The following is a 16,123-nucleotide window of genomic DNA, read 5'->3' on the forward strand; positions in this document are numbered from 1 at the left end:
TGGTCCAGTGACTGCTGTGACCGCTCTCCGTCCCGATGCCCTCGCCGAGCCCACCCGACCCGCACTGCGGATCGGGGGCATCGAGCTGAGCTCCCCCGTCGTGCTCGCGCCCATGGCCGGCATCACCAACACCGCGTTCCGGCGTCTGTGCCGTGAGTACGGGGGTGGCCTGTACGTCACGGAGATGGTGACGACCCGCGCGCTCGTCGAGCGCAACGAGAAGACGATGCGGATCATCCACCACGAGCCGTTCGAGACGCCGCGCTCCGTGCAGCTCTACGGGGTCGACCCCGTGACGACGGGGCAGGCGGTGCGCCTCCTCGTCGAAGAGGACCGGGCGGACCACATCGACCTCAACTTCGGCTGCCCCGTGCCGAAGGTGACGCGCAAGGGCGGCGGGTCCGCCCTGCCGTGGAAGACGGACCTCTTCGCGTCGATCATCCACACGGCGGTGCGGGAGGCCTCGCGCGGTGGGATCCCGCTCACGATCAAGATGCGCAAGGGCATCGACGACGACCACCTCACGTACCTCGACGCGGCCCGCATCGGGGTCGATGCCGGCGTCTCCGCGATCACGCTGCACGGCCGCACCTGCGCGCAGCTGTACTCCGGCACCGCTGACTGGACGGCGATCGGCGAGCTCAAGGAGGAGGTCTCCCGGCTGGCGGGGGATGAGATCCCCGTGCTGGGCAACGGCGACATCTTCGCGGCCGAGGATGCGCTGTCGATGATGGAGCAGACAGGATGCGACGGCGTCGTCATCGGCCGCGGGTGCCAGGGGCGCCCCTGGCTGTTCGGCGATCTGGAGAACGCGCTGGCCGGCAACCCGCTGCGCAACCAGCCCGACCTGGGCGGCGTGGCCGACGCGGTCCGTCTGCACGGTGAGTACATGGTCGACCACTACGCGGACGAATTCATGGGCGTCCGCGACCTGCGGAAGCACATGGCCTGGTACTTCAAGGGCTACCCGGTGGGCGGAGACCTCCGCAGCCGGCTGGCGAAGGTGTCCTCGCTCGGTGAGCTCGACGCCCTGCTGGGTGAACTGGACCGTTCGCAGCCGTATCCCGGCGCTGCCGCGGAGGGCTCCCGAGGCCGCACGACCCGGGCGAAGCGTCCGCACCTCCCGGAGGGCTGGCTAGACACCCGGGAGATGGACGAGTCGTGGTGCGCGGATCTCGCGGACGCCGAACTCGACATCTCGGGAGGCTGACGTGGCGAACCGCTACATCCCCGCTCCAGTGTTCGAGTACGACGACGCCGACCGTGAGCGCTGGGTCGACGAGCCGCCCAAGAACCCGCGCCGCACGGAGTTCCAGCGCGACCGCGCGCGGGTGCTCCACTCGTCCGGTCTGCGCAGGCTGGGCGCGAAGACGCAGGTCGTCTCACCGAGCAGCGACGACTTCGTCCGCACCCGCCTCACCCATTCGCTCGAAGTAGCGCAGGTGGGCCGCGAACTCGCCCGGTACCTGGGCTGCGACCCGGAGATCGTCGACACCGCGTGCCTGAGCCACGACCTCGGGCACCCGCCGTTCGGGCACAACGGGGAGGTGGTGCTCGACGCGCTGGCCGCGGACATCGGCGGGTTCGAGGGCAACGCGCAGACGCTGCGCCTGCTCACCCGGCTGGAGCCGAAGGTCGTCACCGACGACGGGGGACCTGCTGGCCTCAACCTCACCCGGGCCACCCTCGACGCGTGCACGAAGTACCCGTGGCCGCGCAGCCAGGCGCCCGAGGGGCGGGAAGGCGCCCGCGTGCGGAAATTCGGCGTGTACGAGGATGACCGCGGCGTCTTCGACTTCTACCGCGACGGGCGGGAGGACACGCGCCAGTGCCTGGAGGCGCAGATCATGGATCTGGCGGACGACATCTCCTACTCCGTGCACGACGTCGAGGATGCGATCGTCGCCGGACACCTGCAGCTCACGGCGTTCGCGCACGACGATGCGCTCGACCGTCTCATCGAGATCACGCGGGCCTGGTACCTCCCGGGAGCCCGCGACGAGGACATCGTCACGGCCCTGGACCGTCTGCGCGCAGCCTCCTACTGGCCGCGGGGCGAATACACGGGGTCACGCCGCGACCAGGCGTCCCTCAAGCACATGACGAGCCAGCTCATCGGCCGCTTCGCGGCCACTGCGGAAGCGGCGACGCGCGAGGAGTCCGGGTGGGGGCCGCTGGGCCGCTACGCCGGCAGCCTCGTCGTCCCGGAAACGGCCGCGCACGAGATCGCGGTGCTCAAGGGACTCGCGACCGTCACCGTCATGGTGGCGGACGACCGGCTGCGGCTCCAGGACATCCAGGCGGACGTCCTGCGGACCGTCGCGGAATTCTTCCACGACCACCCGGAGGCGATGGACCCCCTCTACACCGCGGACCACGCGGAGGCGGACACGGATGCGGAGCGGCTGCGCGCGGTCATCGACCAGGTGGCCTCCCTCACGGACCATTCCGCGTGGACCCACTACCACCGGCTGCGGGCCGGAGCGTCGGACCTGCTCTGATGGCGGGTCTCATCAAACGGGAGGACATCGACGAAGTCCGGTCGCGTGCACGACTGGACGACGTCGTGGGGGAGTTCGTCACCCTCCGCACCGCCGGGGTCGGATCGCTCAAGGGACTGTGTCCCTTCCATGACGAGCGCACCCCGTCGTTCCACGTCCGCCCGCAGGTGGGCATGTACCACTGCTTCGGCTGCGGCGAATCGGGGGACGTCTTCACGTTCCTCCAGAAGCTGGACGGCGTCACGTTCGTCGAGGCCGTCGAGCGCATGGCGGAGCGGACCGGTGTGCAGCTGCGGTACGAGGAGGGCACGAAGGGACCCGACCGCGAAGAGGTGGGCCGCCGCCAGCGGCTGGTCGAGATGCACCAGATCGCAGAGGAGTTCTACCGTCGTCAGATGGAGGAGGGGGAGGCGCAGACCGCCCGCGAGTACCTCACCGCCCGCGGCTTCGACTCCCAGGCCCTCACGCAGTTCGGCGTCGGCTACGCCCCGCGGGGCTGGGACAACCTCCTGCGGGCGCTGCGCGGGCGGGGGTTCACAACGGAGGAGATCGCCGCCTCGGGCCTGGTGTCCGAGGGGCGCCGCGGCGTGTACGACCGGTTCCGCGGCCGCATCATGTGGCCCATCCGCGACGTCACCGGCCGCACCATCGGGTTCGGGGCGCGCAAGCTCTACGAGGACGACCAGGGCCCCAAGTACCTCAACACCCCGGAGACCGCGCTCTACAAGAAGGCGCAGGTGCTCTACGGCCTGGACCTTGCGAAGCGCGAGATCTCACGGTCGAAGCGGGTCGTCATCGTCGAGGGGTACACGGACGTGATGGCCGCGCACCTCGCCGGTGTGGGGCAGGCCGTCGCAACGTGCGGCACCGCGTTCGGTGAGGAGCACGCGAAGATCGTCAGCCGCCTCCTGGGCGACGAATCCACCGGAGCGGGTGAGGTCGTCTTCACGTTCGACGGCGACGAGGCCGGGCAGAAGGCGGCCCTCAAGGCGTTCGAGCTGGAGCAGCGATTCGTCGCCCAGACGTTCGTCGCGGTGGAGGCCAGTGGCCGTGATCCCTCCGACCTGCGGTCGCAGGACGGGGACGCGGCGGTCCGCGACCTCGTGGACGGGCGCAGGCCCCTCTTCGAGTTCGCGATCACATCAGCCATCGCGCGCTTCGACCTGTCGACGGTGGAGGGGCGCGTCGGGGCGATGCGCGCTGCCGCGCCCGTCGTCGCGTCCATACGGGATTCCGCGATGCGGCCCGGGTACGAACGGTTCGTCGCGGGCCAGCTGGGCGTGAGCATCGACGAGGTCGCCGAGGCCGTTCGCCGTGCGAAGCCCGCCGGCGGCGGGCGCACGGGCCGGTCAGGGCCGGGTGGTCCGGGCAGACCGGGTGGGGCCGGCCGAGGGTCCGGTTCTCGGGTGCCGGGAAGCCGGGGACCCGGTGGCCAGGACGTGCGTGGCCAGGGAGGGTACGACTCGAGGGGTCGGGACCCGCGGCGGCAGGGCGCCTCGGGCGGACAGGGTGCACCCGGGCTCCGCGGGCTGCCGGGCGGCGCACCGGGCAGCCCCTACGAGCCGGCCACGGCGGGGCGCATCGAGGCATACGCCGAGGAACTCGGGGGACCGATGGCGCCCGTTCCCGAGTACGACCCGGTCGCGGTCCGCATCGAGAGGAGTGCGCTCCAAGTCGCGCTGCAGCAGCCGCAGTTCGTCAACGCGACCCTCTTCGACGGGCTGAACGGCGAAGTCTTCACCCACCCGGACCTGCGCTCCGTGCACGTGTGCATGCAGGACGCGGGCGGTATCCGCACCGGTCTGGCCGACCCCTCCGGGTGGCCGGAGAAGGTCATGGAGGCCGCAGCGGCGCGGAGTGACGACCGCGTGCGCTCCCTCGTGGGTGCCCTGTCCGTGGAGCCGCTGCCCGCAGAGGACGCCGCAGGAGTCGAACGGTATTCGCGGGGGATCATCGCCAGACTCTTCGACTCCGACATGGCGCGCATCGCATCAGAGCTGCATTCCCGTCTCCAGCGGACGGACCCGGGCGATCTGGAGACGAGCTCCGCTCTGCTCAACCAGCTGCAGATCCTCGAGCAGCAGCGCGCGCGGATCCGCCAACTCATGTGACTGTGACGCATCTCCTGCACTCACTGCACCTTTGCACTTGATGCAAGGATGCAGGGGGTGCATAATTCAACGAGTGAGTACGACGAACCCTCCGCCTGCAGAAGGCGAATCCCTCCGCGATCGCAAGGCCCGCCTCACGCGTGAAGCCATCCACTCCGCAGCTGTCCGCCTCTGCTACGAGCGCGGGCTCGACGCTGCGACGATCGCGCAGATCACCGACGAAGCGGGGGTCTCACAGCGAACGTTCTTCAACTACTTCGCCAGCAAGGAGGACGCGATCATCGGTACCGCTGCGAGTGGGCCCGATGAACGAGTGGTGAAGACAGCCGCGGCGTCCGCGGACTTCTCGCAGGGCGTCCTCGAAGAGACGGCGCGGGTCGTCCGCGATGTCCTCTCCCACTCCCTGGGCGACGAGGACACCGTGCGGATGCGCAGGATCCTCTTCCTGCGCAATCCCGTGCTCGTCCAGCGCAACGCGGATGCGGGCAGCGCCCTTGCGACTCTGCTCATCGACGAACTCCTGCCGCTGCTGGCCGACGAAGTCGAGGCGCTCGACCTGCCCGACGGCACCCCGCCCCGCGATGTCGTGCGGATGATCGTCCTCATCGCGTTCGCACCTCTGCGCCACTCCTTCGTAAAACCGAAACCACCGCCGGAAGCGGACCCCTCGCCGCAGGACCTGCTGGACCGCTTCGACCACTCACTTGCACTTTTCCGCTCTGTCCTGGAAGGCACCCGACTGTGAGACGCTCCCCCCACAACATCATCGCGACGGAGACCACTGTGAAACGATCCACGGACGTCTCCGCCCCCGGCGGCGGACCCGCCCAGCCCTCGACCGGACAGATCATCGTCCTCTTCATCGGCCTCATGCTGGCGATGTTCATGTTCTCCCTCAACCAGACCGTCCTCGCGACGGCACTGCCCACGATCGTCGGCGAGCTCAACGGCGTCGACCAGATGCTGTGGGTCCAGACTGGCTTCATGCTGTCCTCGACGATCCTCATGCCGGCGTACGGCAGGCTGGGCGATCAGCTGGGACGCAAGAATCTCTTCATCACGGCGATCTCCATCTTCATCGCGGGGTCCGTCATCGGCTTCCTCTCCCAGTCGATGGGCTGGCTCATCGCCGGCCGTGTCGTGCAGGGCGTGGGCGGCGGCGGGATGATGATCCTGTCGCAGGCGATCATTGCAAGCGTCGTCCCCGCCCGGCAGCGCGGCAAGTACATGGGGATCATGGGATCGGTGTTCGCCGTGTCGTCCGTCGCCGGCCCCCTGATCGGCGGATGGCTCACGGAGGGCCCCGGCTGGCGGTGGGCGTTCATCCTGGCCCTGCCACTGGGTCTCCTGGCGATCCTCGCGACAGCGCTCTTCTTCCGTGAGGATCCCAGCACGCGCACGGGCGAACGGTCCGTCGACGGCTCGGGCCTCGCACTCATCGCGGTGTTCACGAGCTCCGTCGTGCTCATCTCCGCCTGGGGCGGGACGCACTACGACTGGTCCTCGCCGCAGATCATCGGCCTCATCATCGCCGGTGTGCTCGCCGCCGTCGCCTTCGTGTTCGTCGAGAACCGGGTCGACGCGCCCATCATCCCGATGTGGCTCTTCAAGGATCGGAACTTCACCCTCGCGTCGATCGCCGGTATCACCCTGTCGGTCGGCATGTTCGGTGTGATCTCCTACATGCCCACCTATCTGCAGATGACGCACGAACTGTCACCGGCCGTCGCCGGTCTGTCGATGATCCCGCTCATGGCCTCGATGCTCGTCGTCGGCACGTCCGTCGGGTTCCTCATCGCACGGACCGGCCGCTACAAGGGCTACCCGATCGCAGGGCTGTTCCTCGCGGCACTGGGCCTGGTCCTGCTGTCGACGCTCACGCCCACCACCCCGATCTGGATGCTCATGGTGTTCCTCGCGGTGTTCGGCACCGGTCTGGGCCTCGCACTCCAGCAGCTCGTCCTCATCGTGCAGAACTCCTTCCCGGTCGCGATGGTCGGAACGGCTACCGCGTCGAACAACTACTTCCGGCAGGTCGGAGGCACCCTGGGCATGTCGCTCGTCGGTACGCTCTTCACGTCGCGGCTCATGGCGAACCTCGAGGAGGGGCTCAGCGCTGTTCCCGGTGGAGCAGGGGACCTGGGGTCGGCGAACAGCATCACTCCGGACATCGTCTCGAACCTGCCCGGACCCATGTACGACCTCGTGGTCGGTGCGTACAACGACGCGCTCGTGCCGCTGTTCCTGTGGATCGCGCCGCTTGCGCTCGTGGGCGGGGTCATCGCCTGCTTCATCGACCCGAAACCGCTCGCGACGTCGAACGAGCCCGTGGAGCGGAACGTGCTGGAGGACGCCTGAGGAGCGGATGAGAAGATGAGGACATGACTGTTCTCACCATTCTCACCACCCCGGAGAAGGGTCGCCCCGCGGCCTTCGACGCCCTCGATGCCGAGGTCCGATGGGCGGAGGCGGACACGCTCGCCTCCGCCCTGCCGGGTTCCGACGCCCTGCTCATGTGGGACTTCTTCTCCACCGCACTCGAGGACGCCTTCCCTGCGGCCGACCGGCTCTCATGGGTGCATGCCGCGAGCGCGGGCGTGGACTCGCTGCGATTCCCCGGTCTGGTGGAATCCGACATCACCGTGACGAACGCCCACGGCGTCTTCGACCAGGCGATCGCGGAGTACGTCCTGGGCGTCGTGCTCATGTTCGCGAAGAGCTCCGTGGAGAGCCTCGATCTCCAGCGCGACCATGTCTGGCACCGGCGGGAGACGGAGACCGTCGCAGGCACTCGCGCCCTGATCGTCGGGACGGGAGGGATCGGACGGAGGACCGCCCGTCTGCTGCGCGCTCTCGACGTGGACGTGATCGGCGCTGCCACGCGAGAACGCGACGGAGACGCGGATTTCTCCCACATCATCGACTCCGCGGACCTGGCGGATCACGTGAGGGACGTCGACTGGCTCATCAACGCCGCACCGCTCACCGAGCAGACGCGCGGCCTGTTCGACGCGACGATCTTCCGCGCCATGCGGAGTACCGGTCGCTTCGTGAGCATCGGGCGCGGGGCGTCGACCGTGACCGACGACCTGTTGGCAGCGCTGAATGACGGATCGATCGCAGGTGCTGGTCTCGATGTCGTCGATCCTGAGCCGCTTCCGGCGGGGCACCCCCTGTGGGACGCTCCGAACACCCTCATCACCGCGCATCTGTCGGGTGACACACAGGGATGGACGGACAGGCTCGCGGTGCAGTTCCTCGGGCACTGGGAGCGGTGGATCGCAGGCGAGCCCTTCCCACAGACGGTCGACCTGAAAGCCGGATACGTGCCCAGCTGATCAGACCGAAGCGGGGTCGGAGGCCGCCGGTCCGGTGAGGCTCCGCGGATCGGGTCAGGCCCAGCCCAGCGAACGCTCGACTGCCGACTCCCATCGGGACCGCCGGTGGGTACGCTCGTCGACCGGCATGGTGGGTGTCCACGCTCCGGTCTCCTGCCACAGCTCCTCGACGTCTTCCGTGCCGGCGTAGATCCCGTGGCCGATCCCGGCGGCGAACGCCGCTCCGATCGCGGTGGACTCGATCCCGCCGCGCACCACCTCGCAGTCTGAGATGTCCGCCTGGAACTGGAGCAGGTCGTCATTGACGGACATCCCGCCGTCTGCGCGCAGTGACGTGATCGAGAAGCTTGAATCACGGCGGAGCGTCTCGATCACCTCTGTCGTCTGGAACACCGTCGACTCGATTGCGGCCCGGGCGATGTGGGCCTTCGTGGAATAGCGGGTGAGGCCCACGATGGTGCCCCGCGCGTCGGCACGCCACCGAGGCGCGTACAGCCCGGAGAACGCGGGGACGAAATACACGTCCCCGGAATCGTCGACCGACCCCGCGAGCTCCTCGACCTCCGCGGAATCGCGGATGATGCCCAGGTTGTCGCGCAGCCACTGGACCAGCGAACCGGCGACGGCGATCGACCCCTCGAGAGCGTACTGCGCGGGGTGCCCCTCCTGCTGGAAGGCGACGGTGGAGATGAGCCCTCCGCCTGCGCGTTCTATACCGGTCCCGGTGTTCGTGAGGAGGAAGCACCCGGTGCCGTAGGTGTTCTTCGTGGCACCCGGAGTGAACGCGCACTGTCCGAAGGCAGCGGACTGCTGATCGCCCAGGACGCCGGTGATCGGGACACCGCCCAGCAGATGGCGGTCGTCGACCACGCCGAAATCGCCGATCGACGGGCGGATCCGCGGCAGGATGCCGCGGGGGATGCCGGTGAGCGACAGCATCTCGTCCGACCAGTCGAGTGTCGTGAGGTCCATGAGCATCGTCCGTGACGCGTTCGTCACGTCGGTGACGTGGAGCCCGCCGCGGCTCCCACCCGTCAGATTCCAGATCAGCCACGAATCGATGGTCCCGAACAGCAGGGTGCCGTCGTCGGCCGCACGGCGCACCGCCTCGACGTTCTCCAGCATCCACAGCAGCTTGACGGCGGAGAAATAGGTCGCCGGCGGAAGCCCGGTGATCTCCGTGATGCGTGAGTCCGCTGACTCCGACAGCCTTTCGACGATGTCCTCGCCGCGCGTGTCCTGCCAGACGATCGCCGGAGCGAGGGGCTGTCCGGTCGTGCGATCCCAGACCACCGTCGTCTCCCGCTGATCGGTGATGCCGATGCAGCTGATGTCCGCTGCGGTGAGCTGGGAGGTGCCCAGCACCTGACCGATCATCTCGCGGGTCACCCGCCAGATCTCCGACGCGTCGTGCTCCACCCACCCCGGCTGTGGGAAGGACTGCCGGAACTCACGGGACGCGGACGCGACCGTGCGGCCGCCCTCATCGAGGACGGCCGCACGTGTCGAGGTCGTTCCCTCATCGATCGCGAGGATGTGGGTCATCGTGACGGGGCCTCAGCCGATCCGGTCGATCAGGCCTGCGCCGGCAGTGCGGGAAGCGCGGGCAGGTCGAGTCCCGCCATCTGCGCGACGCAGCGGATGACCTGGCAGGAGTACCCGAACTCGTTGTCGTACCAGACGTACACGACCACACGGCGACCGTCCACGATGGTGGCGAGGCCGTCGACGATCCCGGCGCGCTTCGAACCGACGAAGTCCGTCGACACGACTTCGGGGGAGTTGATGTAGTCGATCTGGTTCCGCAGCGACGAGTGCAGCGAGGTGCTGCGGAGGAAGGTGTTGAGCTCGTCCACCGTCGTCCCGCGCTCGAGGTTGAGGTTGAGGACCGCCATCGACACGTTCGGGGTGGGCACCCGGATCGCGTTTCCGGACAGCTTCCCGGCGAACTCCGGCAGCGCCTTCGACACGGCCTTCGCAGCGCCCGTCTCCGTGAGGACCATGTTGAGCCCGGCAGCGCGACCGCGGCGGGAGCCCTTGTGGTAGTTGTCGATGAGGTTCTGGTCGTTGGTGAACGAGTGGACGGTCTCCACGTGGCCGTTCTCCACACCGAACTCGTCGTTGATCACCTTGAGGACGGGCGTGATCGCGTTCGTTGTGCACGACGCGGCGGACACGACGGTGTCCTCCGGCAGGATGGCGTCGGAGTTCACCCCGTAGACGATGTTCTTCACGGAGCCCTTGCCGGGGGCCGTGAGGATGACCTTCGAGGCTCCCGGGCAGGCGAGGTGCTTGCTGAGTCCCTCGTCGTCGCGCCAGATGCCGGTGTTGTCGATGATGATCGCATCGTTGATCCCGTGGGCCGTGTAGTCGACGCTGGAGGGGTCGTTCGAGTAGATCACCTTGATGAGGGTGCCGTTGGCGAGGATCGTCTCGTTCTCCTCGTCGACGACGATGTTGCCGTCGAACTTGCCGTGGACGGAATCCCGCCTCAGCAGCGAGGCGCGCTTGACGATGTCACCCTCGCCGCCGCGGCGGACGACGATCGCGCGCAGCCGCAGGCCAGTTCCGCCGGCACGGTCGATGAGGATGCGGGCGAGGAGGCGGCCGATCCGGCCGAAGCCGTACAGGACGACGTCGCGGGGCTCCTCCTCGTTCGCCGCGGCCTGACCGGCGACGGGGGAGAGCTGGTCGGCGAGAAGGGCGGCGAGGTCGCCCCCGCCGTCGCGCTGCGCTGCGGCGAGACGACCGAGGTCGATCGTGCAGGGACCCAGGTCCATGTCGATGAGCTGCGCCGCGATCGTCAGCGTGTCCGCGGGATCGAGTTCGGCACCGTCGAAGTGGCGCGCATAGCGGTGGGCCTTGATGATCCCGTTGACGGACTTGTTGAGAAGACTGCGCCCGTACACGGTGAGCAGCACGTCGTTCTCGCGGTAGAGGCGTCCGACGAGGGGGGTCAGCCCCTCCGCCGCGCTCTGCTTGGCGGCCCATGTCTGGGCAGCGGCCTGGATCTGGTCGGTCAAGAGACGAACCCTTTCACTCCACGGTGGTGTCGGGGCCATTGTACGCACGTGGGACGGAGCCGACGGCATCCTGTCGGATCCGTGTGCCTCAGTGCGTGCGCTCCGGGCGCCTGTCGGGGGACTGGAAGCGGTTGAACCCCACGAGTGTGAGGGCGATGAGTGCGGATGCGGCCGCGAAAGCCACGACGGTGTCGGCAGGGCTGTCGTCTGCGGGCCTGCGCGTCGGATCCGCCGGGGGCGCCTCGGCGACCGTCTGGAACATCGAATCGTCGCCTGCGGTCCCCATCCACGCGGCGACCATGAGGATGATGCGGGCGACGATGTTGAGCGACAGCATGATCGCGATGATCGGCCCGAACACGGACGCTGCGGGCGACCCGGAGAAGAGATCGATCAGCAGGGTGGCGAAGCGGACGATGACCGCCAGTGCGATCGCGCCGACGAGCGCGCCCTTCGCCTTCGTCCGGCGCGGGATCGGCGACGACGGCAGCAGGGTGAAGACCAGGAACAGCAGCAGCCAGAACGTTGCGGCGGACACCACGAGGGGCACCAGTTGGAAGACCGGGCCCATCCACCCGGGCAGTTCGAGCCATTGCACGATGACGGAGCGGAGGCTCGACGAGACGATGGTGAGCGAGATCGCAAGTCCTGCACCCACGAGCACGATGAGGAGTGTCAGCGTGTTGTTGACGACGCGGGGGACGAATCCGTCCTGGTCCTTCTGCACCCCTTCGTCGGACAGCTGTGACCGGACGGCGTCCTTGAGGTTCCCCATGAACCCCTGCGCCGTGTAGAGGGCGGACACGATCGCGACGATCCCCACACCGCGCCAGCCGCTGAGGAACTGCTGGAGCATCTGAGCGATATCCGCGCTGCCGCCCGTCTCGGAGATCTGCTCGCTCACGACCTCCATGAGGTCCGGCCGGACGACCTCGAGGAAGAAGCCCAGTGCGGAGAACGCGAACATGAGGATCGGGACCAGCGCGAGGATGAGGAAGTACGTGATCGCGGCGGCGAACTGGTTGCCCAGTCGATGGCCGTACCGCTCCAGCGTGGCCTGCAGGTGTGCGACACCGGGGCGACGCAGGAATCTCTGGGCCGAACCCTCACCCGCGTCCCGCTTCGACGTCGTGAGGATCCTGTCGGATGCATTCACAGTGGCAGTCATGCGTGTCATCCTACGTGCGACTGAGCCTCAGAGGCCTGCATCCGGCTGGATCCCTCGCCCAGCAGGTGCCTCTATGCTGACGCCCATGACCGTGTCGACGAGCGTCCTCGCCCGCTTCTCCGTGACCGCTGCTGATGCCGCGGCGCAGTCCCCGTCGTTCACCGACCGCTTCACGGAGTGGGTCGTGAGCGTCATGGAGGTGATCGGTGCGCCCGGCGTGGGACTGCTCGTGGCGCTGGAGAACCTCTTCCCGCCGATCCCCAGTGAGCTCATCCTGCCGCTGGCGGGCTTCACCGCGAGCCTCGGGCAGATGAGCATCGTCTCCGCGATCGCGTGGGCGACGATCGGCTCCGTGGTCGGAGCTCTTGCGCTGTACTGGCTGGGGCGCGCCTTCGGCCACGAGCGGATCGCGGGCTGGGCGCAGCGGCTGCCGCTCGTGGACCCGGACGACGTCGACAGAACGGTTGCGTGGTTCGGCCGCCACGGCCGCAAGGCGGTGCTCTTCGGGCGGATGATCCCGATCTTCCGCTCCCTCATCTCCATTCCCGCCGGCATCGAGAGGATGAGCCAGAGCTGGTTCCTGCTCCTCACGATGGCCGGTTCACTCATCTGGAACACGGTATTCGTGCTCCTGGGGTTCTGGGTCGGGGAGAACTACGCGGTCATCGAGGAGTATGCGGGCTGGTTCCAGCGAGCAGTGCTCGTCGTCGTGGTGGTCGCGATCGGGTGGTGGGTGGTGCGCCGTGTCCGCCGCAACCGCGCCCGCAGGGACAGTGACGCCCCCGACGGCGAGGTGCCCGGCACCTCGCCGTCGGGGGCGTGACCCGTACGGGTCACGAGCCCGCCGGTGTCCGAGTCAGCCGACCCAGGCCTCGGCGGTGTGCGCGTGCGGGACGACGTCCTCGGGCCGTGGCGGGGCGGGCGGCGTCCCGTCACCGAACGGATCGGCATCCGCGAGTGATTCCCGGCCGTGCGGTTCCAGCCAGCCGGACAGGTCCGGCCCTACGGGTACGACCTGTGTCGGGTTGATGTCCTCATGGACGATGTAGTAGTGCTCCTTGATCTGCTGGAAGTCGATGGTGTCACCGAATCCGGGAGTCTGATACAGATCACGGGCATAGCCCCACAGGGCGGGGAAGTCCGTCAGACGCTGGCGGTTGCACTTGAAGTGCGAGTAATAGACCGGGTCGAAGCGAGCGAGCGTCGTGAAGAGCCGCACATCCGCCTCCGTGATGAGATCACCCATGAGGTAGCGGCGAGTCGTGAGGCGCGCCTCGATCGTGTCGAGTGCGGTGAAGAGCCGGTCGAAGGCGGCGTTGTAGGCGTCCTGCCCGCCGGCGAAGCCGCAGCGGTACACCCCGTTGTTGATCTCCGTGTAGACGAGCTTCATGACCGGGTCCATCTCCTCGCGCAGAGCCTCCGGGTAGAGGTCCGGGGCGCCTTCGCGGTGGAAGCGGGTCCACTGCGAGGCGAAGTCCAGCGTGATCTGCGGGAAATCGTTCGTCACGACGGCACCGGACGGGATGTCCACGATCGCGGGGACGGTGATGCCGCGCGGATAGTCGGGGAAGCGGGTGAAGAACGCCTGCTGCAGGCGCTCGATGCCCAGGACCGGGTCGACGCCGCCCGGGTCCAGGTCGAAGGTCCACGACCGGGCGTCATGGGTGGGTCCCGGCATCCCCAGGGAGATCGCGTCCTCCAGCCCCAGGAGCCGACGGACGATCATCGTCCGGTTGGCCCACGGGCACGCACGGGCCGCGACCAGACGGTAGCGGTCGGCCTCGACGGGCCAGCGCGCCTGAGGGTCATCGAGGATCCGGTCCTCGATGTACTGCGTGTCCCGCGTGAACTCCTGGCCCTCCGCCACGTAGCTTCCCCGCGTCGAATGCTCCTCTGCACTCATGTCCGCCATCGCGCACTCCCTCCCAACGGTGGCCGGCGGCCGGAGGTCCGGCCGCCGGGTGGTCCACCGTCAGTCTACGTGCGGGCACCAGGCGAGGGCCTCGGCCGGTAGCCGACCGGTCTCCGGACGACACCCAGGACGAGGGGTGAGCGTCAGGAGGCCTGGGCAGCACCGTAGATGTCGTCGAGGACGCCGTCGAAGTCCTCGAGGACGAGGTGGCGCTTCACCGACTGCTTCGCGGACAGATAGCCGTTCTCCTCGCTCAGGACGGTTGGGACGATGCGGAACTCCCGAATCGATTCCGCACGTGACACCTTCCGGTTGACACGCTCCACCGCCTTCGCCACCGCGTCGTGCACGACGGGGTGGACCGCGGCGTCCTCGACGCTCATGTCCGCCGGCAGGTCCTGGTTCGACAGCCAGCCCGGCAGCATCTCAGGATCGAGGAAGATCAGCGCGGCGATGAAGTTCCGGTTGTCGCCCACCACCATCGGCTGGCCGATGATCGGGTGGCGGCGCAGCTCGTCCTCCAGCGGTGCCGGCGCGACGTTCTTGCCCGACGACGTGACGATGAGCTCCTTCTTGCGCCCCGTGATGCGGAGGAAGCCGTCCGCGTCGATCTCGCCGATGTCACCGGTGCGCAGCCAGTCGTCGTAGAAGGTGTCCGCCGTGGCCTGCTCGTTCTTCCAGTAGCCCTGGAAGACGCAGACACCCTTTGCGAGGACCTCACCGTCCGGAGCGATCGCGACCGCGCAGCCCGGCAGCGGCTTGCCGACTGTCCCCATCCGCGCGTCGTGCGGAACGCTCACCGTCACCGGCGCGGTCGTCTCGGTGAGGCCGTAGCCCTCGATGATGTCGATGCCGATCCCGCGGTAGAAGTGCCCCAGGTGCTCACCCAGCGGGCCTCCGCCGGATACCGCGTACTCGAGCCTGCCGCCCATGACCTCGCGCAGCTTGTTGTACACGAGCCTGTCGAACACCGCGTGCTGCGCCCTGAGCGGGAGCGAGGGCCCGCCCTCGTCCAAGGACCGGGAGTACGCGACGGCGGTCTTCTGCGCGGCGCGGAAGATCTTGCCCTTGCCGCCGGCCTCCGCAGTGGCGAGCGCGGAGTTGAAGACCTTCTCGAAGACGCGGGGGACACCCAGGATGTAGGTGGGCCGCACCTCGGCGAAGGTGTCCGTGAGGCGTCCGAGGTCGGAGGTGTGCGCCAGCACGCTGCCGACGTTGATCGCGAGCATCTGCACGAAGCGGGCGAACACGTGGGCGAGGGGGAGGAAGAGGAGGCAGACGGAGCCGGGGTGGAACACCTCGGGCACATGCTGCTGTGCTGATGCGACAGTCTCCACGAAGTTGCCGTGCGTGAGGACGCAGCCCTTCGACCGGCCGGTCGTGCCGGAGGTGTAGATGAGCGTCGCCATGGTGTCGCCCGTGACGGCCTTCCGGCGGGCTTCGAGTTCGTCGTCGGAGATGTCGCGGCCCAATGTTCGCAGCTCGTCGAGCCCGCCTTCGGCGAACACCCAGACGGGAACGGTGCCGGCGGCGATCCCGGCGTCCTGCGCGCCGCCCCGGGCGCGGTCCGCGTGCTCCGTCGACTCCACGAGTCCGAAGCCCACCTCCGCGTCCTCGATCATCCAGGCCAGCTGGTCGCGCGAGGAGGAGTCGTAGAAGGGGACGGTCACACCGCCGGCGAACCAGATCGCGTAATCGCAGAGCGTCCACTCGTAGGAGGTGGAGCCGAAGAGCGCGATCCGACCGCCGGGCTCGAGGCCTGCGGCGATGAGGCCCTTCGCCGTGGCGGTGACATCCTCGAGGAACTGCGCCCCACTCACGTCGTCCCACTGCCCCCGCGCCGATTCGCGCAGCATGAGAGTGCCGTCGGGATCGGCCTGGACACGCTCGAGCAGGACGTCGGTGATCGAGGAACCGGTGCGGAAATCGATCCCGTCACCCGGCGTCACGGTCTGCGGCATGGTCGTCGATTCCATCGGGGTGCCTCTCTGCAGCGGAAACGTCTGGCGTCGGCCCCCATCCTACGGCGACGTAACGTCCGTCACGAAACTCGAGAGGTACTGGTCAGCC

The 16,123-nt window shown here is 68.3% G+C and carries 12 protein-coding genes; 7 read left to right on the forward strand and 5 right to left on the reverse strand.

Annotation, left to right across the window (positions count from 1 at the left end; genetic code table 11):
• The first annotated feature begins 7 nt into the window (after window positions 1–7).
• The 6 genes from dusB (at window position 8) to JFC09_RS06345 (ending at window position 7,950) form a co-directional block, all read left to right on the forward strand.
• Entirely contained in the window at window positions 8–1,210 is a 1,203-nt protein-coding gene (gene dusB / locus JFC09_RS06320; RefSeq protein WP_332839675.1) for a tRNA dihydrouridine synthase DusB, read from the forward strand.
• A 1-nt stretch (window position 1,211) separates the two neighbouring features.
• Complete coding sequence (locus tag JFC09_RS06325; protein WP_198393144.1) at window positions 1,212–2,501, forward strand: deoxyguanosinetriphosphate triphosphohydrolase; 1,290 nt, start codon at window positions 1,212–1,214, stop codon at window positions 2,499–2,501.
• Window positions 2,501–4,612 carry a DNA primase gene (dnaG, locus tag JFC09_RS06330; RefSeq protein WP_198393145.1) on the forward strand — a complete coding sequence of 704 codons (2,112 nt, stop codon included), beginning with the start codon at window positions 2,501–2,503 and terminating at the stop codon, window positions 4,610–4,612. The genes JFC09_RS06325 and dnaG overlap by 1 nt, the downstream gene beginning before the upstream one ends.
• A 73-nt stretch (window positions 4,613–4,685) precedes the next feature.
• Window positions 4,686–5,357, forward strand: coding sequence for a TetR/AcrR family transcriptional regulator (locus JFC09_RS06335; protein ID WP_332839676.1), 672 nt, complete (start codon window positions 4,686–4,688; stop codon window positions 5,355–5,357).
• Window positions 5,358–5,395: 38 nt separating this feature from the next.
• Complete coding sequence (locus JFC09_RS06340; protein ID WP_332839677.1) at window positions 5,396–6,970, forward strand: DHA2 family efflux MFS transporter permease subunit; 1,575 nt, start codon at window positions 5,396–5,398, stop codon at window positions 6,968–6,970.
• A gap of 23 nt (window positions 6,971–6,993) precedes the next feature.
• The gene (locus JFC09_RS06345; RefSeq protein WP_198393147.1) at window positions 6,994–7,950 is read left to right on the forward strand and encodes a D-2-hydroxyacid dehydrogenase; all 957 of its coding nucleotides are present in this window, start codon (window positions 6,994–6,996) and stop codon (window positions 7,948–7,950) included.
• A gap of 54 nt (window positions 7,951–8,004) precedes the next feature.
• Here JFC09_RS06345 and glpK read toward each other — a convergent pair whose 3' ends face one another.
• The 3 genes from glpK to JFC09_RS06360 form a co-directional block, all read right to left on the reverse strand.
• Window positions 8,005–9,495, reverse strand: coding sequence for a glycerol kinase GlpK (gene glpK, locus JFC09_RS06350; RefSeq protein WP_198393148.1), 1,491 nt, complete (start codon window positions 9,493–9,495; stop codon window positions 8,005–8,007).
• A 29-nt stretch (window positions 9,496–9,524) separates the two neighbouring features.
• Window positions 9,525–10,973 (reverse strand): glyceraldehyde-3-phosphate dehydrogenase, encoded by a 1,449-nt coding sequence (locus JFC09_RS06355; protein ID WP_232483215.1) that lies wholly within the window; start codon window positions 10,971–10,973, stop codon window positions 9,525–9,527.
• 88 nt (window positions 10,974–11,061) lie between these two features.
• Window positions 11,062–12,141, reverse strand: a complete 1,080-nt coding sequence (locus JFC09_RS06360; protein ID WP_198393150.1) for a YhjD/YihY/BrkB family envelope integrity protein — start codon at window positions 12,139–12,141, stop codon at window positions 11,062–11,064.
• A gap of 85 nt (window positions 12,142–12,226) precedes the next feature.
• Between JFC09_RS06360 and JFC09_RS06365 the strand changes: the two genes are divergently transcribed.
• The gene (locus JFC09_RS06365) at window positions 12,227–12,964 is read left to right on the forward strand and encodes a DedA family protein (protein ID WP_198393151.1); all 738 of its coding nucleotides are present in this window, start codon (window positions 12,227–12,229) and stop codon (window positions 12,962–12,964) included.
• A gap of 33 nt (window positions 12,965–12,997) precedes the next feature.
• On the opposite strand, the gene JFC09_RS06370 is transcribed toward JFC09_RS06365, so the two are convergent.
• Entirely contained in the window at window positions 12,998–14,044 is a 1,047-nt protein-coding gene (locus tag JFC09_RS06370) for a glutathione S-transferase family protein (RefSeq protein ID WP_408610953.1), read from the reverse strand.
• A 152-nt stretch (window positions 14,045–14,196) separates the two neighbouring features.
• Window positions 14,197–16,029 (reverse strand): AMP-dependent synthetase/ligase, encoded by a 1,833-nt coding sequence (locus JFC09_RS06375; protein WP_198393153.1) that lies wholly within the window; start codon window positions 16,027–16,029, stop codon window positions 14,197–14,199.
• Window positions 16,030–16,123: the final 94 nt, after the last annotated feature.

The sequence above is a fragment of the Brevibacterium yomogidense genome, from assembly GCF_016107685.1.
GTDB lineage: Bacteria > Actinomycetota > Actinomycetes > Actinomycetales > Brevibacteriaceae > Brevibacterium > Brevibacterium yomogidense.